We start from the raw sequence: 21,999 nt of genomic DNA on the forward strand, positions 1-21,999 counted from the left end.
GCTGTCCGTCCCCTATTCCCTGGGGAAAAGGATGGTATATATGAGCTTTCTGAAAAATCTGTTTTCCCATAAAGGCCAGGAGGACGCCTCTCAAAGTCTGGCCTTAGAGGAGTTTCCCGAGCTGTATGAGGGTATGGCCCTGGACATTGTCTCCTCAGACGGCAAGCTGCTGTTTACCGCCCGGCTCACCGCGTTCTCGCAGGACGGCCTCACCCTGGAACGCATGCCCGGCTGCCTGGCCTTCACCATCTGCCCTGTGGGCAGCGCCGTCTCCATCCGGGGCTACAACCGGCGGTTCAACTCCTTTAACCTGAGCGCCACCGTCCAGGAGTCCTCGCGGATTATCTTCCGGGTCTCCAACCTGACGGCCCAGCGCGTCACCAACCAGCGCCTCACTTTCCGCCTGCCCATGAACATCCCCGCCTCTCTCTACCGCCAGGATGACGAACGGTTCTCTCGGCCGGAAAAATGCACTCTGGTGGACCTGAGCACCAGCGGCGCCTGCGTGGAGTCGGAATACATACATCCAGAGGACGAGGTTCTCCGGGTACGGTTCAAGCTGAAAGACTATCCCACCATGACCTTTTTAGGCCAGATTGTCCGGGGCGGCGAGTTCAACGATTCCGGCATGTACCGCTATGGCATTCTGTTCGCCCAGCTCAGCGAGGATGAGCTCACCTCCCTCACCCGCACTTTGTACAACCTGCAAACGGACAGCCGCAAAGAGTGGAACGAAACCTATCCGTAACGCTCTTATCTATGGGTTTTGAGCGTAATACTGTGTGGCCTCCGCCGCCACAGATCGGCGGCTACGGCAAGGGTGCTAGTCTCCAGTGGAGACTGTCCAGCGACGACCGAGCCGGCAGGCGAGACCGTGAAACTCCGGCCTCGCCTGCCGGCTCGGTCAGTTCGCAGCATTGTCTGCAATACTTGGCTTCGCCAAGTATCCGGCAGACGCTCACCCCACACCCTGCGAGCTTTTGAAAAAGCTCGATCAAAACCTTTACCCTGAATAGCCTTGGCCGGACCAGCTGTATATTTGGCAATGCCAAGTTTACAGCTGGTCTGGGGTCTGGGGGCGCTGGTCCCCAGTGGGGACCGTCAAGCGCCGACCGAACCGGCAGGTGAGAAGAAACTCCTGAACCGCCAGAGTCCAAGCGCAGCGAAGCGAGCACCGCTTTCAATAAAGTATACTTTCTGAGAGATCGTGCGCGTAGCCACTGGCTATCAGAAAGTATAGTGCTTTCAAATAAAAGGAGGGAAGAAAGTGGATCTGACAGACTTTTTTATAGAGAACCCCAAGGTGGCGCTGGGGCTCTCCGGTGGGGTGGATTCCGCCTATCTTCTATATGCAGGGAAGAAAGGCGGCGCGGATGTTGGTGCTTTCTTTATCAAAACCATGTTTCAGCCGGCCTTTGAGTTGGAGGACGCCCGGCGGCTCTGCCAGGAGCTGGGGGTGGAACTGCATGTGGTGGAAGAGGACATTTTAAGCCAGGAGATGGTCCGAATCAATCCGCCGGACCGCTGCTATTGGTGCAAGCAGAAGCTGTTTTCCGCGCTGAAGAAGGCCGCCGCGGCCCTGGGCTACCCGGTGGTGATAGACGGCACCAACGCCTCCGACAGCGCGGAGGACCGTCCGGGCATGAGGGCTCTGGGAGAGCTTTCTGTGCGCTCCCCCCTGCGGGAGTGCGGGCTTACCAAGGACCAGGTGAGGGCGCTGTCGAAAGAGGCGGGTCTGTTCACCTGGAACAAACCGGCCTATGCCTGCCTGGCCACCCGAATTCCCACAGGCCGGTGGATATCTCCCGAGGAGCTGTCAAAGGTGGAGCAGGCAGAAACGTTTCTGTCTGGCCTGGGGTTTGCGGATTTTCGGGTACGGGTATTCCATGGCAGCGCGCGGATTCAGGTGCGGGAAGAGCAGTTTGACATGGCCCTAGAGAAACGGCGGGATATTTTGGCCCGGCTGGGAGAGCTTTTTCCCGCGGTGCTGCTGGACCTGCAACCCCGTGGATAGCGTTTATAGTAAACGCACTTGAAAATCGGTATATACCGATTTTCAAGCTGGGCGGCACAGCAGTTGCTGCGCCGCCTGGTTCAAAAGAGGCATACCTCTTTTGAACTGCGTTAACTATATGATGGATTCGCCATTGTTTCCACAGAAAAAAGACAGCAGTCCCCCTTTTCAAAGGAGGACCGCTGTCCTTTTTGCTTCCTTTTTCTTTACGCTTTGAGTTCCGGGGAATTCGGCCCGGCAGGAGGCTCCGGCAAAGGAGGTTCCGGAACAGCAGCCGGGGCCGGCGCCGCTCCTGATGGGACCGGAGGAGTCCCCATACTCTTTTCATAGCTGAAGAGGCCTTCTCCGCCACCTCTCTCCACCAGGGGGAATTGCACCGTGGCAATGAACAGATCCCCGTCTGTGCGCACGAAGAAACACCCGCCGCAGGCCTCGGTAAAGCTCTTTGCAATGGAGAGCCCCAGGCCGCTGCCCTCGGTGGTGCGGTTCTGGTCCCCCCGGACAAACCGGGCGGTGAGGTCCTCGCCGTTCATGGTGATCTCCGTCTTGGAGATATTGCGGATGCTCACCTGCACCACTCCCGCCTGGGCGGAAAGGGCTACGTAGACCCGAGAGCCTTCCAGGGAATACTGGGTACAGTTGCGGATGAGATTCTGGAAAACCCGATAGAGCCGCGGGCCGTCCGCGTGGACGATCATGGCCGCGTCGGGAATGTCCACCCGGAATTGCAGCTGGGAGCGCTGAATGGTTTCATCCATCTCCACAAAGGTCTGCTTCAGCAGCCGCCCGATGTCCAGGTCCTCCAGGTTCAGGCTGATGTTCCCGGTGGCCGCCTTGGATACCTCGAAAACGTCCTGGACAATGCTGTTCAGGCGCTGGGCCTTCTGAGAGAGAATGTTGACATAGTCTTTGGCCGCTTCCGGCAGGCCGGGCTCCCTCTTCAAAAGCTCCACGTAGCTGATTACCGAGGTGAGGGGGGTCTTGATGTCGTGGGAGACATTGGTAATCAGCTCGATTTTGGTGCGGTCGGCCTTGGTCCCCTCCTCCACAGCTTTCTGCACGCCGGTGCGGATCATGTTCAGCTGCATGGCGCAGTCATAGAGATTGCTGGTGGGCGGCACATGGTTCACCGCGTTCAGGTCTCCGCCGTACATCTCCGTGATCTGGGCCATCAGCAGGTTCCAGTCACGCAGGTCCCGTTTCAGGGCAAGGATATACCACCACACAGTGCCGATAACGCCAATCAGGGCAATAAGGGGCACCGTGAGAGCCAGCTTGTCCCGGGCGTGCTGGCCATGGTCATAGAGAAAGTTGACCGCCACAGCATAGCCGAAGATGCCAAACACCACCAGGAACACTACCATGGCGATGGTGCTGTACAGCCGGCGGACAGCCCGCTGCTCAAAAGTGGTCATGGCGTGGTAGTCGTTTACCCGTACCAGGATGGAATGGATAATGTTGTGACCGAAAAACCGATGGTTGCGGCCAATGTCCAGACAGAGAAAATATACTGTCAGCACGCCCAGGATGGAGAAGAGGAAGCATCGCTCGGTGCTGGTCCAGCCGAAAAGGCTCATGCCGAAAACCACCAGTGGCCCCAGAATAAGCAGCTTCACCTCTACCCAGACCCGCCCCAGAGCTCGGGCGACTACCGCCTCAAAAGCCCGCCTGTCCCTGCGGAAGGCAAAGATAAAAATCAGCGCCGTCAGGACGACAGCCACCGCGCTGGCAATCTTCACCCCATATTCATAGGCCAAGTCGGTGGGCTCCGCCTTATGGAACACACCGTCAGACCCCTGTTCCAGGTATGGGGGAACGCTCCCGGCGAACTGGTGGACACTGTCTGTGGCATACTCCGTCATGCCCGGGCTCACCAGCACCATAATGGCAAACACCATGGCGACGCTGGCCGTACACAGGATAAACAGCAGGCACACCCAGGACACCAGCCCCTTGAAGGTGCTAGTGCTTTTCAAATTTATATCCAATTCCCCACACCACCTTCAGATATTCCGGTTCGCTGGGATTGATCTCGATTTTTTCCCGGATCCGCCGGATGTGCACCATCACCGTATTCTCTGTGGAATAGGCCGACTCGTTCCAGATTTTGCTGTAAATCTCCTCCGCCGGGAAGATCCGGCCGGGGCTGCGCATCAAAAGCTCCACGATCTTCGTCTCCGTGGCGGTGAGCTTGATGGGCTCGTCATCGGCATAGAGCACGTGTTCGTCCAGATTGAACCGCAGGCGGCCGTTTAAAATCACATTTTCCCCCTGGGAGTTGATGTCCCCCAGGCTGGTGTACCGCCGCAGCTGAGACTTCACCCGGGCCGCCAGCTCCTGGGGGTTAAAGGGCTTGGTGACGTAGTCGTCCGCGCCCATGGAGAGGCCCAGGACCTTGTCGCTGTTCTCGCTTTTGGCGGAGAGGACGATGATAGGCAGGTTCTTTCCCTCCCGGATGCGCATAATGGCGGAAAGGCCGTCCAGGCGGGGCATCATCACGTCAATGATAATCAGGTGGATATTTTTTGTCGCGACCAGATCCAGGGCTTCCAGGCCGTCGTAGGCCTTGAAAACGGTGTATCCCTCGCCTTCCAGAGTCAGGGCGATGGCCCGCACGATTTCCCGGTCGTCGTCCACCACCAGGATATTTTTGCCGTCGTTTTCCATAAGAATCCGCCATCCTTTCGTTGAGCCCCGCTCTGCGGCGGCCCATAAGTTCTCCATAGTAGAATTCTAACCGGAATGCCTTACGATTTCAACACGAATTTCTTACGAAAATTATACTTTCTAAGCGTATGTGTTGGCCCCTGGCAGTTGGCAGCCGAGACCCTTTGCGGCGGAGGCCACACAGTATTACTCTTCAAAAGTATATTTTGAGAGACAAAACCGGGCCCCCAATCAAGGGAACCCGGTTCTGTGTTTACAGGCTAAGAACCTGTATTATGACAGATGCCAAACATCCTGATTGTACTGGGCGATGGCCCGGTCAGAGGAGAAGAAGCCCGCCTTGGCGATGTTCACCAGCATCTTCTTCGCCCAGGCCCGGCGGTCCTCATAGGAGGCCAGCAGGCCCTCCTTGGCGGCGATATATTCCTTCACGTCCAGCAGGGCCATGAACCAGTCCTTGCGGCTCATATCCTTGTAGAGGCGGCCCAGGTTTTCCGGGTCTCCCAGGCGCATCATGGTGGGGCTGATGATGAAGTCCAGCAGCGCCTCGATCTCCGGGTCCGCCGGGTAGTAGTCGGCGGCCTTGTAACGGCCCTCGCCCTCCTTGTAGAGGTCGATCACCTCGTCGCTGGACTTGCCGAAGATGCAGATGTTCTCGTCCCCCACCAGCTCATGGATCTCCACGTTGGCGCCGTCCTCTGTGCCCAGGGTCACCGCGCCGTTGAGCATGAACTTCATGTTGCCGGTGCCGCTGGCCTCCTTGGAGGCCAGGGAGATCTGCTCGGAGATGTCGCAGGCGGGAATGAGCTTCTCCGCCCAGGTGACGTTGTAGTTCTCCACCATGCGCACCTCCAGATAGGGGCTCACGTCCGGGTCGTTCCGGATGAGCTCCGAGAGGCAGAGGATCAGGTGGATGATGTCCTTGGCGATGATATAGGCGGGGGCGGCCTTTGCCCCGAAGAGCAAAGTGATCTTCCGCCGGGGCAGGTTCCCGGCCTTGATCTGCTGATACTTCCAGATGATATACAGGGCGTTCATCTGCTGGCGCTTGTACTCGTGCAGGCGCTTGATCTGCACGTCGAAGATGGACTCCGGGTCCAGCTCCACCCCGGCCCTCTCCTTCATATACTGGCAGAGCTGGGCCTTCTTCTCCCCCTTGATCTGGAGGAGCCGGTCCAGGGTGTCCGGGTCGTCCTGGAACTGGAGGAGCTTTTCCAGCTCATCCGCGTTTTTCTTCCAGCCGGAGCCGATCTTTTCCGTGATGAACCCGCTGAGCTCCGGGTCGCAGTGCATGAGCCACCGGCGGAAGGTGACGCCGTTGGTCTTGTTGTTGAACTTCTCCGGGTAGGCGTCCGCGAAGGCCTTCAGCTCGGCCTCCTTGAGAATGTCCGTGTGCAGGGCCGCCACGCCGTTGACGGAGAAGCCGTAGTGGATGTCCATATTCGCCATGTGGACCAGGTTGTGCTTGTCGATGAGATAGAGCTCCTCCTGGTCCGGGAACTTTTCCCTGACCCGGCGGTCCAGCTCCTCAATGATGGGAACCAGCCCCGGCACGGCCTTTTGCAGGTAGTGCATGGGCCACTTCTCCAGGGCCTCGGCCAGGATGGTGTGGTTGGTGTAGGCGCAGGTCTTGGAGACGATGGAGATGGCCTCGTCCATGGAGATGCCGTCTTTCTGCATCAGGCGGATGAACTCCGGGATAATCATGGAGGGATGGGTGTCGTTGATCTGGACCACCGCGTGCTTCCACAGGTCCCGCAGGGCGTAGCCCTTGGCGGAGAGCTCCTTGATGATCAGCTGGGCGGCGTTGCTCACCATGAAATACTGCTGATAGACCCGCAGCAGCCTGCCCTCGTCGTCGCTGTCATCGGGGTACAGGAAGAGGGTGAGGTTCTTGTCCACGGCGGTCTTGTCAAAGCCGATGCCGTCCTTGACCAGGGCCTCGTCCACAGTCTCCAGGTCGAAGAGGTGCAGGCGGTTGCTACCCGCCTCATAGCCGGAAACCACCAGATCGTACATCACAGACTTCACCTCCCCGACGGGGAAGGGCACGGAGAAGCTCACGCCGGTCTTTTCCAGCCAGGTATCCGGGGCGTCCGGGGTGGGCAGCCAGCGGTCCGGGTTCTCATACTGCTTGTTCTCCCAGAAGCTCTGGCGGAACAGGCCGAAGTGGTACAGAAGGCCCACGCCGTCCGCAGGCAGGTTCAAGGTGGCGGCGGAGTCCAGATAGCAGGCGGCAAGCCTGCCCAGGCCGCCATTGCCCAGAGAGGGCTCGGGCTCGATCTCCTCGATCTCCGAGAGGGACTTGCCCGCCTCCTCCAGCGCTGCCCGGACCTCCTCGAAGAGGCCCAGGTTGATCAGATTGTTGGAGAGCAGCTTGCCCACCAGGAATTCGGCGGAGACATAGTAGAGCTTCCGGTCCCCGGAGATCCGGGGGGCCTTTTGCAGCCGCTCCTGGGTGAGGGCCAGAAGCGCCCCGTAGATCTCGGCGTTTTCCGCCTCACTTAGACTTTTTCCGCTTAGCTTTTTTTCCAGTTCTTCCCGTATCATCTTGGGATTCCTCCATTCTGGCCCGGGCCGTGATGTCGGTGAGCCGGGCGATTTTTTCGGCAAGTTCTTTGGTGTTCGCGCCCTTCTCCATGCGCCAGCTCCAGTTCTGGGGGCCCACGGTGGAGGGGGTGTTCATGCGGGCCTCGGAGCCCAGCTCCAGGTAGTCCTGCATGGGGATGACGCACAGGTCCCCCACGCTGGTGAAGGCGGCGCGGATCATGGCCCACAGGCCGGCCTTTTCCTCGGTGAAGCCCAGATAGTCCTGGGCCATCTCCAGGTCCCCCTTGGGGGCGTTGCGGATCCAGCCCAGGGTAGTGTCGTTGTCATGGGTGCCGGTGTAGACCACGCAGTGGTTCCCGTAGTTGTGGGGCAGGTAGCTGCTGTCCTCCCAGGAGGTGAAGGCGAACTGCATCACCTTCATGCCCGGATAGGTGCTGCGCTTTAAAAGGGTTTTCACCGCGGGGGTGAGATAGCCCAGGTCCTCTGCGATGATGGCCGCGCCGGGCACGGCCTCGTTGATGGCCTGGATAAAGTCGTAGCCAGGGCCCTTGACCCATTTGCCGCCCCGGGCGGTCTCGTCCCCATAGGGCACGGACCAGTAGCTCTCAAAGCCCCGGAAATGGTCGATGCGCAGCACGTCGAACATGCTGAGCTTGGCCTTCACACAGGCGATCCACCAGGTATAGCCGTCCTCCTTCATCTTGTCCCAGCGGTAGATGGGGTTGCCCCACAGCTGGCCGTCGGCGGAGAAGGCGTCGGGGGGGCATCCTGCCACCTGGGTGGGCATGTTGTCCTCGTCCAGCTGGAACTGGCCGGGGTTGGCCCACACGTCGGCACTGTCCCCGGACACATAGATGGGCGTGTCGCCGATGATGGAGATCCCCTTCTTGTTGGCGTACTTTTTCAGCTTTCCCCATTGCTGGAAGAACATGTATTGGGTGAAGGCATAGTAGTCGATTTCTTTGGAGAGCTGAGCCCGGGCCTTTTTCATGGCCTCGGGTTTGCGCAGGCGGATGTCCTCCTCCCACTGATACCAGGGCTGGTCCTTATGGGCGGATTTTAGAGCCATGAAGAGGGCGTAGTCCTCCAGCCAGGCGGCGTTTTCCTTGCGGAAGCGGGCCAGAGCCTTCTGCTTTTTGAAGTTCTCGAAGGCCTTGCGCAGGATGGGCTCCTTGGCTTTGCGTACGGCGTCGTAGTCCACCTTGGCGGGGTCCTGGCCCCACTCGGCCTTTTTCAGCCGCTTCTCGGTGACGAGGCCGTCCTCGCACAGCAGGTCCAAGTCGATATAGAGGGGGTCTCCGGCAAAGGCGGAGTAGCTCTGGTAGGGGCTGTTGCCAAAGCCCGTGGGGCCCAGGGGCAGCACCTGCCAGCAGCTCTGGCGGGCGGCTGAGAGATAATCCACCCAGTCCCGTGCGGCTTTGCCCAAGGTGCCGATGCCGTATTTGGAGGGCAGGCTGCTGACGGCCAGCAGGATGCCGGCCTGACGGGTGAGCCACGAAGATTTTGTTGGCATTTTGCTTCACAATCCTTTCGGCCCCGGCTGGTCCTCGGGGCTTTTTTTGCTTAAAAGCGGCCTTTTGCGCTTATCCATAATAAAGTATATCATGTCTGGGCAAGATTTTCCATATTTTTTGGCGATTCCTAAAAAAATTTACATACCAAAGGAAAGTATATTTTTAAAAGTGTGTTTTTGCCTCTGGCAGCTGGGGGGTTCTTCTCACCCGCCGGAGGCCAAGCGCAGCGAAGCGAGCACCGCTTTCAAAAAGCATGCTTTCTGAAAAAATTCTCATTGCGAAAGGAGCGTCTTTTTTTGAAAAGCATTTCCCTTTCCAAACGCACGCTGCTGTCCCTTCTGGCGCTGCTGCTCCTGGTCCCCGCTGTGCCCGCGAAGGCCTCTCCCGCTCCGTCCGCCGGGCTTAGCCCCCTGGAAAATGCCCTTGTCTCTAAAATGACCGACGAGGTCTATTCCGCCTATTGGACCCTGCGCGCCTCCCTGAAAACATTGATTACCACCACTGAAGAATTTTCTGCTCTTATCGTCGGCTATACGATCGACGAACTCATAGAAAAATCCTCCCTTATCGTGCTGGCCAAGAGCACCGGGGAGCGGGAATCCTTCCTGACCTGGGCCACTTCTGGCGGGCAGACCATTCAGACAGACCACAGCTTCACGGTGGATACTGTCCTTAAGGGAAACCCCTATGGGGACGCCATCGCCGTGCGGACAGACGGCGGCACCGTGGGCGCCTACACGCAGATCTGGTCCTCTAATCCGGAGTTTGAGCCGGACACCACCTACCTGCTGTTCCTGTACCACCCCGAGGTGGGCAACGGCATCCACACCGAGGGAAATTACTACTATGTCCGGGGGCTGGTCCAGGGGGCCTATGTGCCTGATGAAAACGGTGGCTTTTACAACCCCTGGACCGAAGAGGAGCTTCCCGCCGAAGCCCTTGTCTCCCCCCTGATGGACGAGGAGGGGCCCTCCGCCGAGGAGCAGCGCCGGGAGCTGATAGAGACCTACCGCAGCAACTACGAAAGCGGCTTCGACACCCTGGAGGAATATCAGCGGAACATGGAGGAGCTGGACGAATACGCGAAGACCGTCTCATAAGTATAGTAAACGCACTTGAAAATCGGTAAATGCCGATTTTCAAGCTAGACGGTTGCCCCACCTGGTTCAAAAGAGGTAGAACACCTCCTTATGAACCGCGTTAACTATAACCCATTTTCCGCCGGAAGGCACAGCTTTTCTTCTCACCCCCATAAGGGGCAAAAAACAATCCGAGTTTTCCCTCAAAAAGCCTTGGCCTTCCAAGCTCTTTGAGAGTTCACTCGGATTATTTTTATCACGCGGCATATGCTTCTTTCAGCTTCTTTGCCAGCGGGAAAATTACGCCGCCCAGGGCGTTTCCTGCCGTCATCACCAATATGTACAGCAGAGCTTTCGGGCTCCAGACGCTGCCCACCGTAAAATAGAACATATTGGCCACACAGTGCTCAAAGCCTGCCAGCACGAAAACCGCGACGCCTAAAAAAAGCCCCAGATATTTTCCCAGCTGATGGGGATTTTCCCGGTAGCTCTCCACCGCCAAATAAATGAGGATATTGCAGAACACCGCCAGGATGAACACGCTTCCCGGAGAGTCCTCCAACTTTGCCTGGCAGATGGCCCCGGCTTTTTCCGCCCAGTCCAGGCGGGTCCAGGTCAGGGCTGTGCCGGAAATCCAGGCTCCCGCCAAATTCCCCAGCCAGATCAGGCCGCAGTCCGCCGCGTAAGACGGAGAATTCTGAAACACATAGCAGACTTTTCCCGTAAACAAATTCAAGCCCAATGTACACACGGCGAAAAGCCCCACCGAGAACATCGCCGCGCCCACAGCCCGACTGTCGCTGGCCAAAAAAGCCGCTCCCCCAATGGAGATAGCCACCCCCGCCAGCACAGCGTACACAAAAGTGACAAGATGCTTCATAAAGGCCTCCTGTTCGCGTTTTTTGGCGCGGGCAGATCCCCCCGCCGGGCTCCTCCTGGGAAAGGACTTACTTTTTGGCCTCATACCGGGCAATTTTTTGGTCCAGCCGTTCCAGGGCAGTCTCGATCTGCTGGCGCTGCTCCAGGAGCTCTTCCCGCTGTTTGCGCAGCAGCGCCAGTCGGGCGGGCACGGTGGACTCCCCAGCCTGAGAGAGCTTTACATAGTCCACGATGGCCTCCACAGTCAGGCCCGCGCCCCGCAGGCATTTGGCCAGCTCCACCCAGCCCAAGTCCTCCGGCTGGTAGTCCCGGTGCCCAGAGGGGGCCCGGGTGACGGTGGGGATCATGCCCACCCGCTCATAATAGCGAAGGGTGTCCTGGGTAATACCATATTTTTCACTGACAGCTTTGATTGTCACGCTTTCTCACCTCGATATACTATTATACTATCTTGACCACACTCCAGGTCAAGCGGTGATATTTACCAAAAATGGCTTTCTTTCCCAGGAACATGTTGGGAACGGTTGCGTTCCCTCAAAAAGCACGCTTTTTGAAATCGGTGCTCGCTTCGCTACGCTTGGCCTCCGGCGGGTGAGAATACCCCCCCCCCCAGCTGCCAGAGGCAAAAAGACACTTTTAAAAATATGCTTTTTCAGAGACAGCGTGCGCAGCCGCTTGTCTTTCAGAAAGTATAATTTCCCTGGAAAACGGCACACTATAGGAAACGCAACGGCTCTTAGGAGGTCCGTGACCTCCCAGCCTGGTTCAAAAGAGTATTCTGGCTCTTTTGAACTGCGTTAACTATCCTCCAAAGGAGGGATTTCCATGGAATACGTGAACGCGTTCTGGGTTGGCGGGCTGATCTGCGTGATCGGCCAGCTGCTCATCGACCTGACCAAGCTCACCCCCGCCCGGATCATGGTGCTGTTTGTCACCATGGGCGTGCTGTTAGGGGGCGTGGGACTTTACGGCCCCCTGGTGGATTACGCCGGGGCCGGGGCCACAGTGCCCCTGTGCGGCTTTGGCTGGGCCCTGTCAGAGGGTGTGCGGAAAGCTGTGGTGGAACAGGGGTTTTTGGGCGTGTTTACCGGCGGGCTGACAGCCGGCGCGGCGGGCACTACGGCGGCGGTGTTCTTTGGCTACCTGGCGGCGCTGGTAGCCAAGCCCAGGGTCAAGACATGAACAAAAAAGCGAGGGCTTTTCCCAAGCGGGAAAGGCCCTTGCCGTTTTGTATTCTTTTTTAAAGTAATACTGTGTGTCCCTGGCCGCGCCAGCGCGCGAGCCGGGCCCCCATGCCGCTCAAATAATATCCTCCAGAAAATACCCCAGGGTCTGGACCAGCTTCCCGGTCTCGTACAGCCCGGAAATTTCCCGCCGGTCCATCCAGCGGCACCGGCGGACCTCGCCTTCCCCCCGGTCCAAGTCCGCCTCCCCGTCAAAATCGAAGAGCCACACGTCCAGAATGTCCCCGAAGCGCACACCGTCCACCCAGTCCCGCACCTGGCAGAACACCAGCCGCCCGCTCTCCGGGGCAAGGTCGATTCCCAGCTCCTCCCGGACCTCCCGCAGGGCCCCGGCCAGGCTATCCTCCCCCTGGAGCACCGACCCGCCGGTACACTCCCACAAAAGGGGGAACGTGGGCCGGTCCGCCGCCCGCTGGGAGATCAGATACCGCCCCCGGCTATCCCGTAGCCACACATGCACCACCAGATGAAAGCAGCCCTCGGGGATGGCGTCCCCCCGGACATGCGTCCGTCTCAGAGGCTCCCGGCTGGCCGAATAGAGATCCCAGAGTTCCATAAAAGCCTCCTTAATCAACTTTTGGAAGTGCCCAAACCATGTATTTGAGGGACGATGTTTGGGGTCTCGGCTGCCAGCTCGGTCGGCGACGGGGAATCACCACTGGCGATTGTCGCCCCCTAAGAACCCCACCACCTTTGAGAAAGGTAAGACTTCGTAAAACGAAGTCTGCGAAACTTTTTCTGTTCGCTTGCCAGGGCTTTTCCCAAAACTTTGACAAGTGAAAACGGGGTTAAAAAGCCAGCAGTCCCAGGTGTTCCAGCAGGATTTTTGTGCCCAGCAGAATCAGGATCACGCCTCCGGCGATCTCCGCCCGGTTCTTATATTTTGCCCCGAACACGCCGCCCACCTTCACCCCCGCCGCCGAGAGCAGAAAGGTCACCACGCCGATAAATCCCGCCGCCGCGCCGATGTTCACGTCCAAAAAAGCAAAGCCCACTCCCACCGCCAGGGCGTCGATACTGGTAGCCAGAGCCAGCGGCAGCATGTTCTTGGGGGCCAGGGAGGCGTCCTCCGCCTCTTCCCCGCCAGACACCGCCTCCCGGATCATGTTGCCGCCGATCACCGCCAGCAGCCCGAAGGCGATCCAGTGGTCCACTGCGGTGATGGCCTCTTTAAACTGCACCCCCACCAGATAGCCCGCCACGGGCATCAGCGCCTGAAATCCTCCGAACCAGACCCCTACTAGGGCCATGCTCTTGCCGTCCGCCTTTTTCAGGGCCAACCCTTTGCAGATTGCCACGGCAAAGGCATCCATAGAAAGCCCCACCGCCAGCAAAAACAGCTCAAAAATATTCATCCCGCGCCTCCCTGGTCTCCATAACAGAACCATCCGGATCTGGTTTTCCAAAAAATATATATTTCCGCGCCGTGTGCCTATTATAATCCCCCTTCTTCCCGTTCGTCAAGGCCGGCTCTTTAGAAACCCCTCCGGCAAAGTGGAGAAAAATTATGAAAATTCCCATTTTTGCAGGAGCTTCTCCCCTTTCCTTGCAATTTCCTCCGTCCGGTATTATAATTGAAAGTAATTAAGCGCTGGATTCCCGGCGCATCACCTGAAGAGGGAAGGTCAACAAAATGCAGGAAATCAAAATTGAGCTGACAAAAACTCCAAAAGCAAAGCCCGCCGACCAGAGCAAGCTGGGCTTCGGCCAGATTTTTACAGACCATATGTACGTGATGGACTATACCGAGGGCCAGGGCTGGCACGATCCCCGGGTCATCCCCTACCAGCCCATCTGCCTGGACCCTTCCGCCATGGTCTTTCACTATGCCCAGGAGATGTTCGAGGGCCTGAAGGCCTACCACACGGAGGACGGCCGGGTGCTGCTCTTCCGCCCGGACCGCAACGCCCAGCGGGCGGAGAACTCCTGCCTGCGGCTGTGCATCCCTCCCGTGCCCCAGGAGGACTTCATCAACGGCATCAAGACCCTGGTGCACGTGGAGAAGGACTGGATCCCCACCCAGCCGGGCACCTCTCTGTATATCCGCCCCTTCATCATCGCCACGGATCCCCACCTGGGGGTGCATCCCTCCCTTACCTACCAGTTCATCATCATCCTCTCTCCCTCCGGGGCCTACTATGCCAGCGGCCTGGACCCAGTGAAGATCTGGATTGAGGACGACTACGTGCGGGCCGTGCGGGGGGGCATCGGCGAGGCCAAAGCCGGCGGCAACTACGCGGCCAGCCTGAAGGCCCAGGTGAAGGGCGACGCCGAGGGCTATGCCCAGGTGCTCTGGCTGGACGGCGTGGAGCGGAAGTATATCGAAGAAGTGGGCTCCATGAACATCTTCTTCAAGATCAACGGCAAGGTGGTCACCCCCAAGCTGAACGGCAGCATCCTGCCCGGCGTGACCCGGGCCAGCTGCCTGGATCTGTGCCGCCACTGGGGCATGGAGGTGGAGGAGCGCCGGGTCTCTGTGGACGAGCTGGTGGCAGCCGCCCGGGACGGCTCTCTGGAGGAGTGCTGGGGCAGCGGCACCGCGGCAGTGATCTCTCCTGTGGGCGTTCTGCGCTATGGCGACGAGGTGATGGAGATCGCCGGGGGCGGCATCGGCCCGGTGAGCCAGAAGCTCTACGACACGGTCACCGGCATCCAGACCGGCAAGCTGAAAGACGAATTCGGCTGGACGGTGGAAGTGAAATAAAGAACCTTCTCAAGGAGGCCTCTCGGGGCCTTCTTTTTTGTGTACTTTTTAGAGTGTGTTTTGGCCTCCGGCAGCAAGAGTTCGTTAGACTTTGTCTTACGAACTCTCACCCTGGACTGGACCAAACTTTTTGAAAAGAAGTTTAAGACATTACCTTCGGTAAGTCTCAAAAACTTTTAACCTGGCTGGCTGAGTGCGCAAAAGCCGAACACATTGCCGGGTCCAGGGGGTCGCTGTGTGCCAGTGGCACACATGTAGCGACTGACCAAACCGGCAGGTGAGACATCCTAACCCCTGGCGTGGTGTGGAGCGGTGCTCCACGACCTTAAATACCTCAGAAGCGCATTTTTTGAAATGGTGAATCATAGTTAATGCTCGCTTCGCTCGATTAACTATATAAGAGGGGGACGGAGAGTTCATCTCGTACGGCGAGATGAATCTCTTTTGCAACTGAGAAAAAAATTTCCTAATTCCGGAGCAAGCCAGCTCTAGGCGCAGTATCTCAGCTCAAAGTTCCCGTCCGGCTGTGTGCCTATCGCCAAGCTGCCCCGCGCGCCGTTCCCCCCATAAAAACTCTTAAAAAGTATAGTTTTCCAGAAAGCTGTGCTCCTGCCCGCCGCTTTTGTAGCCGGGGAAAGTGTCCAGGCAGAGGCTGTGCAGGCTCTGGAAAATATTCTTTTCCACATTGGGGTTGTGCTTTTTCAGGCCTGCCAGAAGCTCTTTCACCTCCTGGCGCTTGGAGCCGCCGCAGGCTGCGGCCTGCTGGGTGAACTTACAGGCGCACCGCAAAAATTCCAGACCGTTATAGCGCTTCCAGGCAAGGACCGCGTCCTCATGCACCCGGTATATGGGACGGATCAACTCCATGCCGGGAAAATTTTTGCTGTGGAGCTTTGGGAGCATCCCCTGAAGCTGAGCCCCATAGAACATGGCCATCACCGTGGTTTCGATCACGTCGTTGAAATGATGCCCCAGGGCGATCTTGTTGCAGCCCAGATCCTGGGCCCGGCGGTACAAATGCCCCCGGCGCATCCGGGCGCAGAGATAGCAGGCGTTTTTATCCCCCCAGTCCGCCACGTCAAATACGTTTGTCTCAAAGATCTGAACCGGCACCTGAAGCAGCCGGGCGTTCTCCTCCAGCTTTTGACGGTTTTCCGGGCTATAGCCCGGGTCCATGGCGATAAATTCCAGGGAAAACGGAAACTCGGAATATCGGAGCAAGAGCTGCATGAGCTTCGCCAACAGCATGGAGTCCTTTCCACCGGAAACGCACACAGCGATCCGGTCGCCCTCCTGGATCAGCTCATACGTCTTGACCCCGGCAATGAATGGCGCCCAAATCTGCTTGCGGTATTTTTTTGTAAGACTGCGCTCCGCCTGACAGCAGAGGCTGTTATGATTCTCTATCATTTCCCACTCCTGTCAAATCCTTGACCGCTTCCCCCGCCAGGATGAGCCCTGCCACAGAGGGCACAAAGGCCACGCTGCCAGGCAGGGGATGCTCTCCGGCGGGGGCTGTGAGGGGCGGCTCCTGGGAGTAGACCACCTTCAGCCGCCGGACGTTCCGTTTTTTCAGCTCCCGGCGCATGACCCGGGCCAGGGGGCAGACGCTGGTCTCGTAGATGTCCGCCACCCGGAAGGCGGTGGGGTCCAGCTTGTTGCCGGCCCCCATGGCGCTGATAATAGGCACGCCCTCCCCCACGGCCCGCTCAATGATAGCCAGCTTGCCGGTGACCATGTCGATGCAGTCCAGGATGTAGTCGAACCGGGTGAAATCCAGCCGGTCCGCCGTGTCGGGGGTGTAGAAGAAGGGGTGCTCTTCCACCCTGAGAGCCGGGTTGATCTCCTGAAGGCGTTCCGCCCCGGCGCGGGTTTTCTCCCTTCCCAGGGTAGCCCTGGTGGCGAACAACTGGCGGTTCAGGTTGGTGGAGCTGTAGGTGTCGCCGTCGATGAGATCGATTGCCCCTACCCCGCAGCGGACCAGGGCCTCGGCGGCGTGGCCCCCCACGCCCCCCAGGCCGAACACGGCCACACGGGCCCTCTGCAGGCGCTCCACGGCCTCCCGGCCCAGGAGGAGCTCTTCTCGTTCAAACGCGGTTTCCATGCCCTATTTCTTGCGGACAAAGGCCTTCTTGGGCATTTTGCAGATGGGGCAGGTCCAGTCTGCGGGGAGCTCCTCGAAGCCGAAATTGGGGTCCTTGTACTCGTAGCCGCACACAGAGCACACGAAGCGCTCGCCGGTAATCCGCTCGCCGCTCTGCTGGGGCAGGTAGGTTGGGGCCTTCATGGGGGAGACGCCCCGGAGCTTCTCCACATAGTATTGGTAGGTCATGGGCTTGTAGGGCTCGAATTTCCCGGCCACCTCCCGACCGCCGGTGATGTCGCTTCCGGCGATGATCTCCGCGATGAACAGCACTTGGCCCCCGGCGGGGAGCTTGGCTTTCACCTGGCAGAGGAACCAGCAGCAGGTGTTCTCCTTGATGACGGGCACGCCCTCCATCAGCACCTTGTGGCGGATGTTCTCCAGCTTGCCGCCGTGCCGCCCGCTGGTAAAGCCCAGGGCGCCGATCACCGTGGCCGGGGTATCCTCCGACAGCACGGAGATGGTGAACACTCCGTTTTCTTCAATGCACTGGCAGCTGTAATTCTCCCCGTTCATGGAAAGAGCCACCAGGGGCGGGGACGAGGGGGAGGTTTTCGTCACCTGCATCACCGTGTTCACGATGCAGGCGTTGGGCCCCCGCTGATCCTTCACCCCAATCGCGTACATGCCGTATGAAATATTTCCTAGAACCAAAGGTTTCATGCTCGCACCTCGTTTCGCGTCAGATTTTTTGGACCTTGGGGACTCCGTCCCCAAACCCCTGCAACCTTTGAGAACGGTAAGACTTCGCAGAGCGAAGTCTACGAAACTTTTACCCTGCTTCCTCACTTCGTTCGTCGCACACGGCGCGAAGAATGGCGATAGAATCAGACTAGGTTTCGCCGTGTGTCATGAGTTTTGCTACGCAAAACTCTGCCAGCTGGGTACGAAGCGCTAAGCTAACCAGGGAAAAAGTTTGTGGGGTTTGGGGTGAAACTCCAAGAACTAAAATCGTAAGAAAACAACACAGGAGGGTGGCATAAACGTCCCAGTGGGACGTTTTGCGTAGGGGGTCTACGCTTCCGCTTCGGTCGGCGCTGAACGGTCCCACAGGGGACCAGCGCCCCTCGTCGGGGGGTGAGCGTTCTGCCGGATACTTGGCAAAGCCAAGTATTGCACACAAGCTGCGAACCGACCGAGTCGGCAGACGAGACCAGGCGAGACCCCCTATCCCGACTGCGGAGCAGGCGGGACGCCCTTTTCCATTGGACGATACGTGAGCCAGCGGCGTGCAACGTGCGGCGAGCCGAAAGTTCCCGCCAGGACTTGTGCCCGTTGCCAAGCCTCCCCGCGCGCCGTTCCCCCCATATCATTACTCAAAACCTATCGCTCACTGATATAGAGGATACCTCCGGCAGATGTCCTCCACCATGCCCCGCAGCTTCTCCACGTTCTCCTCAAAGCCGTCCTCCATGGCCAGGGCGATGCAGGCGGCCACCTGGTCCATGTCGGCTTCCCGCAGGCCCCGGGTGGTAACGGCGGGGGTGCCCAGCCGCAGGCCGCTGGTGACGAATGGGCTGCGCTGCTCCCCGGGCACGGTGTTCTTGTTGGCGGTGATATACACCTCGTCCAGGCGGCGCTCCAGCTCCTTGCCGGTGAGCTCCAGGCCGCTGAGGTCCACCAGCATCAGGTGGTTATCCGTGCCGCCGGAGACCAGCTTCACCCCACGGCTCAGAAGGCCCTGGGCCAGGGCGGCGGCGTTCTTTACCACCTGCTCTCCATAGGCCTTGAACTCCGGCCGCAGGGCCTCTCCTAAGCATACGGCCTTGGCGGCGATAATATGCATCAGCGGACCGCCCTGGGTGCCGGGGAAGATCGCTTTGTCGATGGCTTTGGCGTACTCCTCCTTGCAGAGGATCAGCCCGCCCCGGGGGCCCCGCAAAGTCTTGTGGGTGGTGGTGGTCACCACGTCGGCGTAGGGGACGGGATTTTGATGGCAGCCCGCCGCCACCAGCCCCGCGATATGGGCCATATCCACCATGAGCTTTGCCCCGCAGGCGTCGGCGATCTCCCGGAATTTCTGAAAGTCAATGGCCCGGGCGTAGGCGCTGGCCCCGGCTACGATCAGCTTGGGCTTCTCCTTTAGGGCCAGGTCCATCACCTTGTCGTAGTCGATGCGGCCCGTGTCCGGGTCCACGCCGTAAGCCACGAAATGGTAGAGCGCACCAGACATATTCACCGGAGAGCCGTGGGAGAGATGCCCGCCCTCGGAGAGGTTCATGCCCAGCACGGTGTCGCCGGGCTGCAAGAAGGCAAAGTATACCGCCAGGTTGGCCTGGGCGCCGGAGTGGGGCTGGACGTTGGCGTGGTCCGCACCGAAAAGTTTGCAGGCCCGGTCCCGGGCGATATCCTCCACAATATCCACGCACTGACAGCCGCCATAGTACCGGTGGGCGGGGTAGCCCTCGGCGTATTTGTTGGTGAGGACGGTGCCCATGGCGGCCATCACCGCCGGGGAGACGATATTCTCAGAAGCGATGAGCTCCAGGTTCCGCCGCTGGCGGTGGAGCTCCCGCTCCATGGCGGCGGCCACATCCGGGTCGCTGGTTCCTACAAAGCCGATGGTGTCCATAAGGTCTTGAAACATACTGTGCCTCCTGAAGATAAATTCTATTGTATGGTATGGTTATTCTTATGATGTGACGGGGGGGCTTTTGGAGCGCGCTGGCGCGGTGGGATTTCAGCACCCACGGCGCGCGTTTTGGCTGGTACGCCCGTGCGCTCAGCTGGCTGGTTCCGGTTTCCGAGGAATGTCCCGCCTGCTCCGCAGTCGGGATAAGAAACCCCCGACGAGGGTTTCTTACGGAAAACAGTCCACCGGACTGTTTTCCTATCTTCCTGTGTTGTTTTCTCAGGTGTTTAAGGGCAAGGTCATGGGGCTCCGCGCCCCACACCCCCGCCAGCTATAAACTTGGCGTTGCCAAGTTTCGACCAGCTGGACCGGTCGATGTTGTTACCTGTAGCATTCCAAGCTAACCAGGGTAAAAGTTTTTGAGACTTACCGAAGGTAACGTCTTAAACTTCTTTTCAAACAGTTTGTGGGGTTTGGGGGTGAGCGTCTGCCAGTGGCAGACACGCCGCGAACCGACCGAGCCGGGGAAGATTGCCGGTGGCAATCGTTCTGACCCGACCGAGTCGGCAGACGAGACCAGGCGAGACAACGCCCCACGGTCTTAGCCCTCCCCCGGCGGAAACAGCCCCTCCGCCAGATTCACGAACAGGTCCGGCGTTTTCAGAGCGCGGGCCTCCCCCTTCCACCAGCCGGTGATCCAGTTGGCCCCGGCGGTGAGCTCCCGGCCGTCCTTCAAAGTATAGGTAAAGGTCACGTCCGGGCCAACCTGCTCTGAGGCCTCGGAGACCGGGGTAAAAGGCTGATAGTTCAGCTTGTTGATGAGCTTCACTGCCAGCTCGATCTTCTCCGGGTCCGTGTAGGTCCGGGACGGGTCCTCCGCCCAGGCCACGGTGACGCTGGCCACATCCTTGGGATTCGGAGCGCCCCAGACGGGGACGCCGTTCATGGCGAAAAAGCACACTGTGACCAGCCCCCCTGCCAGCACCATGGGCCCCACCACGGCCAGAATCCTCTGCCAGAGCTTTTTCCGCCTCCTCTGGGGGCCTTCCCTGTTGTCTCCGGCGTCCCACGGCTTATTCATAGGGCCGCCTCCTGATCTCGGCGATCTTGTCCAGCAGCCGGTGGGCGGCGTCCTCCTTGCTCATCAGGGGCAGAGTGATTTCCCCCTCCGGGGAGATCAGTGTCAGCACGTTGGTGGAACCGCCGAAGCCCGCCCCTTCTTCTGTCAGCGAATTCGCGGCAATCAGGTCCAGATGCTTCCTTTGGAGCTTTCTCCGGCTATTCTCCAACAGGTTCTCCGTCTCCATGCTGAACCCGCACAGCAGCTGGCCGGGCCTTCTGTGCTCCCCAAGCCAGAGAAGGATGTCGTCCGTGCGCTCCAGCTCCAGGATCATGGCCTCGCCGCTCTGCTTCTTGATCTTGTTCTCCGCCGGATGGGCCGGGCGGTAATCCGCTACCGCCGCCGCCTTGACGATGATGTCCATGTCTCCCGCCCGGGATGTCACCGCGTCAAACATCTCCCGGGCTGTCACCACGTCCACGCAGTCCACGAAGGCGGGCTTTTTCAGGGCCGTGGGGCCAGTCACCAAAGTGACCTCCGCCCCCCGGGCCGCCGCCCCCCGGGCGATCTCGTAGCCCATCTTCCCGGAGGAGTGGTTTGTGAGGAAGCGCACCGGGTCCACGGCCTCCTGGGTGGGCCCGGCGGTGACCAGCAGCTTCACCCCAGCCAAATCCTTTTCATAGCGGACAGCATGGTCCACGGCCTCCAGCAGGTCCTCGGGCTCGGGCATCTTCCCCGCGCCCACGGCCCCGCAGGCCAGCCGTCCCACGGCGGGCTCAATCACCTGCCAGCCGTAGCGGCGCAGCGCCGCCAGATTATCCTGGGTGACGGGGTTTTCGTACATCCGGGTATTCATGGCCGGAGCCACCAACTTGGGGCAATCGCAGGCCAGGATGGTGGTGGAGAGCATGTCGTCCGCAATGCCGTGGGCCGCTTTGGCGATGATATTTGCCGTGGCCGGGGCCACGATGAGGGCGTCCGCCTTGTCCGCCAGGGCCACATGCTCCACATGGCTCTGGAAGTTCCGGTCAAAGGTGTCCACCATGGCCCGGTTGTGGGTGAGGGACTCGAAGGTGTGGGGGCCGATGAACTCCGTGGCGTTTCTGGTGAGCACCACCTCCACATTGTATCCCCTCTGGGTGAGCTTGGAGGCCAGAGCCGCCGCCTTGTAGCAGGCGATGCCCCCGGTCACTCCCAGCACAACGGTCTTTCTTTTCAAAACAAATCCAGCCTCCCCCCGTGTTTCTCTCTTTCCCTCCAGATTATAACAAATTCCGGGGGCAATGTAAAGCGTCTATACAAGATTTTGAATTTTTATCCCCTCGCGGCTGCAAAACCCAGCCCAAAGCGCGTGTTGATTGGGGGACGATGTTTACGGCCGCTGGCAGCTTAGGGGTTTTTCTCACCTGCCGGTTCGGTCGGCGACGGGAAATCGCCACTGGCGATTGTCTCCCCCTAAGAACCCCCCCCACCTTTTGAGAAAAGTAAGACATTCGCTACGCGAAGTCTACGAAAACTTTACCCTGGTTAGCTTGGAATGCTACAGGTAACAACATTGACCGGTCCAGCTGGT

21 protein-coding genes are annotated in these 21,999 nt (G+C 59.2%); 6 read left to right on the forward strand and 15 right to left on the reverse strand.

What is annotated here, in order from left to right:
- The first annotated feature begins 40 nt into the window (after positions 1-40).
- Both D7X94_RS01785 and larE read left to right on the forward strand, forming a co-directional pair.
- A complete protein-coding gene (locus D7X94_RS01785; protein ID WP_158590850.1) occupies positions 41-748 on the forward strand; it encodes a PilZ domain-containing protein in 708 nt (235 codons plus the stop codon).
- A 519-nt stretch (positions 749-1,267) separates the two neighbouring features.
- Positions 1,268-2,014: an ATP-dependent sacrificial sulfur transferase LarE gene (larE, locus tag D7X94_RS01790; protein WP_120425966.1), complete on the forward strand. Its 747-nt coding sequence runs from the start codon at positions 1,268-1,270 to the stop codon at positions 2,012-2,014.
- Between the two features lie 206 nt (positions 2,015-2,220).
- Here larE and D7X94_RS01795 read toward each other — a convergent pair whose 3' ends face one another.
- The 4 genes from D7X94_RS01795 to malQ all read right to left on the reverse strand — a co-directional run bounded on the left by D7X94_RS01795 (position 2,221) and on the right by malQ (position 8,744).
- The gene (locus D7X94_RS01795; protein ID WP_120425967.1) at positions 2,221-4,002 is read right to left on the reverse strand and encodes a sensor histidine kinase; all 1,782 of its coding nucleotides are present in this window, start codon (positions 4,000-4,002) and stop codon (positions 2,221-2,223) included.
- Positions 3,977-4,681: a response regulator transcription factor gene (locus D7X94_RS01800; protein ID WP_120425968.1), complete on the reverse strand. Its 705-nt coding sequence runs from the start codon at positions 4,679-4,681 to the stop codon at positions 3,977-3,979. Before D7X94_RS01800 ends, D7X94_RS01795 begins: the two co-directional genes overlap by 26 nt.
- 273 nt (positions 4,682-4,954) lie before the next feature.
- On the reverse strand, positions 4,955-7,231 hold the full coding sequence (locus D7X94_RS01805) for a glycogen/starch/alpha-glucan phosphorylase (RefSeq protein WP_120425969.1): 2,277 nt from the start codon (positions 7,229-7,231) through the stop codon (positions 4,955-4,957).
- Positions 7,182-8,744: a 4-alpha-glucanotransferase gene (malQ, locus tag D7X94_RS01810; protein ID WP_120425970.1), complete on the reverse strand. Its 1,563-nt coding sequence runs from the start codon at positions 8,742-8,744 to the stop codon at positions 7,182-7,184. The genes D7X94_RS01805 and malQ overlap by 50 nt, the downstream gene beginning before the upstream one ends.
- Between malQ and D7X94_RS18095 the strand changes: the two genes are divergently transcribed.
- Positions 8,719-9,009 (forward strand): hypothetical protein, encoded by a 291-nt coding sequence (locus tag D7X94_RS18095; protein WP_147401642.1) that lies wholly within the window; start codon positions 8,719-8,721, stop codon positions 9,007-9,009. The genes malQ and D7X94_RS18095 overlap by 26 nt on opposite strands.
- A 32-nt stretch (positions 9,010-9,041) precedes the next feature.
- The gene (locus D7X94_RS01815) at positions 9,042-9,845 is read left to right on the forward strand and encodes a hypothetical protein (protein WP_120425971.1); all 804 of its coding nucleotides are present in this window, start codon (positions 9,042-9,044) and stop codon (positions 9,843-9,845) included.
- Positions 9,846-10,080: 235 nt separating this feature from the next.
- On the opposite strand, the gene D7X94_RS01825 is transcribed toward D7X94_RS01815, so the two are convergent.
- Both D7X94_RS01825 and D7X94_RS01830 read right to left on the reverse strand, forming a co-directional pair.
- Positions 10,081-10,788 (reverse strand): formate/nitrite transporter family protein, encoded by a 708-nt coding sequence (locus tag D7X94_RS01825; RefSeq protein ID WP_120425973.1) that lies wholly within the window; start codon positions 10,786-10,788, stop codon positions 10,081-10,083.
- On the reverse strand, positions 10,772-11,122 hold the full coding sequence (locus D7X94_RS01830) for a MerR family transcriptional regulator (protein WP_120425974.1): 351 nt from the start codon (positions 11,120-11,122) through the stop codon (positions 10,772-10,774). The genes D7X94_RS01825 and D7X94_RS01830 overlap by 17 nt, the downstream gene beginning before the upstream one ends.
- Positions 11,123-11,528: 406 nt before the next feature.
- Here D7X94_RS01830 and spoVAE point away from each other — a divergent pair, with 406 nt between their 5' ends.
- Entirely contained in the window at positions 11,529-11,885 is a 357-nt protein-coding gene (spoVAE, locus tag D7X94_RS01835) for a stage V sporulation protein AE (RefSeq protein ID WP_120425975.1), read from the forward strand.
- Between the two features lie 117 nt (positions 11,886-12,002).
- Here spoVAE and D7X94_RS01840 read toward each other — a convergent pair whose 3' ends face one another.
- The 3 genes from D7X94_RS01840 to D7X94_RS01850 form a co-directional block, all read right to left on the reverse strand.
- Complete coding sequence (locus D7X94_RS01840; RefSeq protein WP_120425976.1) at positions 12,003-12,503, reverse strand: NUDIX hydrolase; 501 nt, start codon at positions 12,501-12,503, stop codon at positions 12,003-12,005.
- 232 nt (positions 12,504-12,735) lie between these two features.
- Positions 12,736-13,302 (reverse strand): manganese efflux pump MntP, encoded by a 567-nt coding sequence (locus D7X94_RS01845; RefSeq protein WP_120425977.1) that lies wholly within the window; start codon positions 13,300-13,302, stop codon positions 12,736-12,738.
- A complete protein-coding gene (locus tag D7X94_RS01850) occupies positions 13,289-13,468 on the reverse strand; it encodes a hypothetical protein (protein ID WP_120425978.1) in 180 nt (59 codons plus the stop codon). Before D7X94_RS01850 ends, D7X94_RS01845 begins: the two co-directional genes overlap by 14 nt.
- Positions 13,469-13,580: 112 nt before the next feature.
- On the opposite strand from D7X94_RS01850, the gene D7X94_RS01855 reads away from it, so the two are divergent.
- The gene (locus tag D7X94_RS01855; protein ID WP_120425979.1) at positions 13,581-14,651 is read left to right on the forward strand and encodes a branched-chain amino acid aminotransferase; all 1,071 of its coding nucleotides are present in this window, start codon (positions 13,581-13,583) and stop codon (positions 14,649-14,651) included.
- A 576-nt stretch (positions 14,652-15,227) separates the two neighbouring features.
- Here D7X94_RS01855 and D7X94_RS01860 read toward each other — a convergent pair.
- From D7X94_RS01860 to coaBC, 6 genes are all read right to left on the reverse strand, one after another.
- Positions 15,228-16,061 carry a tRNA 2-thiocytidine biosynthesis TtcA family protein gene (locus D7X94_RS01860; RefSeq protein ID WP_120425980.1) on the reverse strand — a complete coding sequence of 278 codons (834 nt, stop codon included), beginning with the start codon at positions 16,059-16,061 and terminating at the stop codon, positions 15,228-15,230.
- Positions 16,045-16,755, reverse strand: coding sequence for a tRNA threonylcarbamoyladenosine dehydratase (locus D7X94_RS01865; protein ID WP_120425981.1), 711 nt, complete (start codon positions 16,753-16,755; stop codon positions 16,045-16,047). Before D7X94_RS01865 ends, D7X94_RS01860 begins: the two co-directional genes overlap by 17 nt.
- 3 nt (positions 16,756-16,758) lie before the next feature.
- Complete coding sequence (locus tag D7X94_RS01870) at positions 16,759-17,457, reverse strand: flavin reductase (RefSeq protein WP_120425982.1); 699 nt, start codon at positions 17,455-17,457, stop codon at positions 16,759-16,761.
- A 667-nt stretch (positions 17,458-18,124) separates the two neighbouring features.
- Positions 18,125-19,381 (reverse strand): serine hydroxymethyltransferase, encoded by a 1,257-nt coding sequence (gene glyA / locus D7X94_RS01875; RefSeq protein WP_120425983.1) that lies wholly within the window; start codon positions 19,379-19,381, stop codon positions 18,125-18,127.
- Between the two features lie 586 nt (positions 19,382-19,967).
- The gene (locus D7X94_RS01880; RefSeq protein WP_120425984.1) at positions 19,968-20,447 is read right to left on the reverse strand and encodes a hypothetical protein; all 480 of its coding nucleotides are present in this window, start codon (positions 20,445-20,447) and stop codon (positions 19,968-19,970) included.
- Positions 20,440-21,645, reverse strand: a complete 1,206-nt coding sequence (gene coaBC, locus D7X94_RS01885) for a bifunctional phosphopantothenoylcysteine decarboxylase/phosphopantothenate--cysteine ligase CoaBC (protein ID WP_243111089.1) — start codon at positions 21,643-21,645, stop codon at positions 20,440-20,442. Before coaBC ends, D7X94_RS01880 begins: the two co-directional genes overlap by 8 nt.
- Between the last annotated feature and the right edge of the window lie 354 nt (positions 21,646-21,999).

Source organism: Acutalibacter sp. 1XD8-33, assembly GCF_003612555.1.
In the GTDB taxonomy this organism is placed as follows: domain Bacteria; phylum Bacillota; class Clostridia; order Oscillospirales; family Acutalibacteraceae; genus Acutalibacter.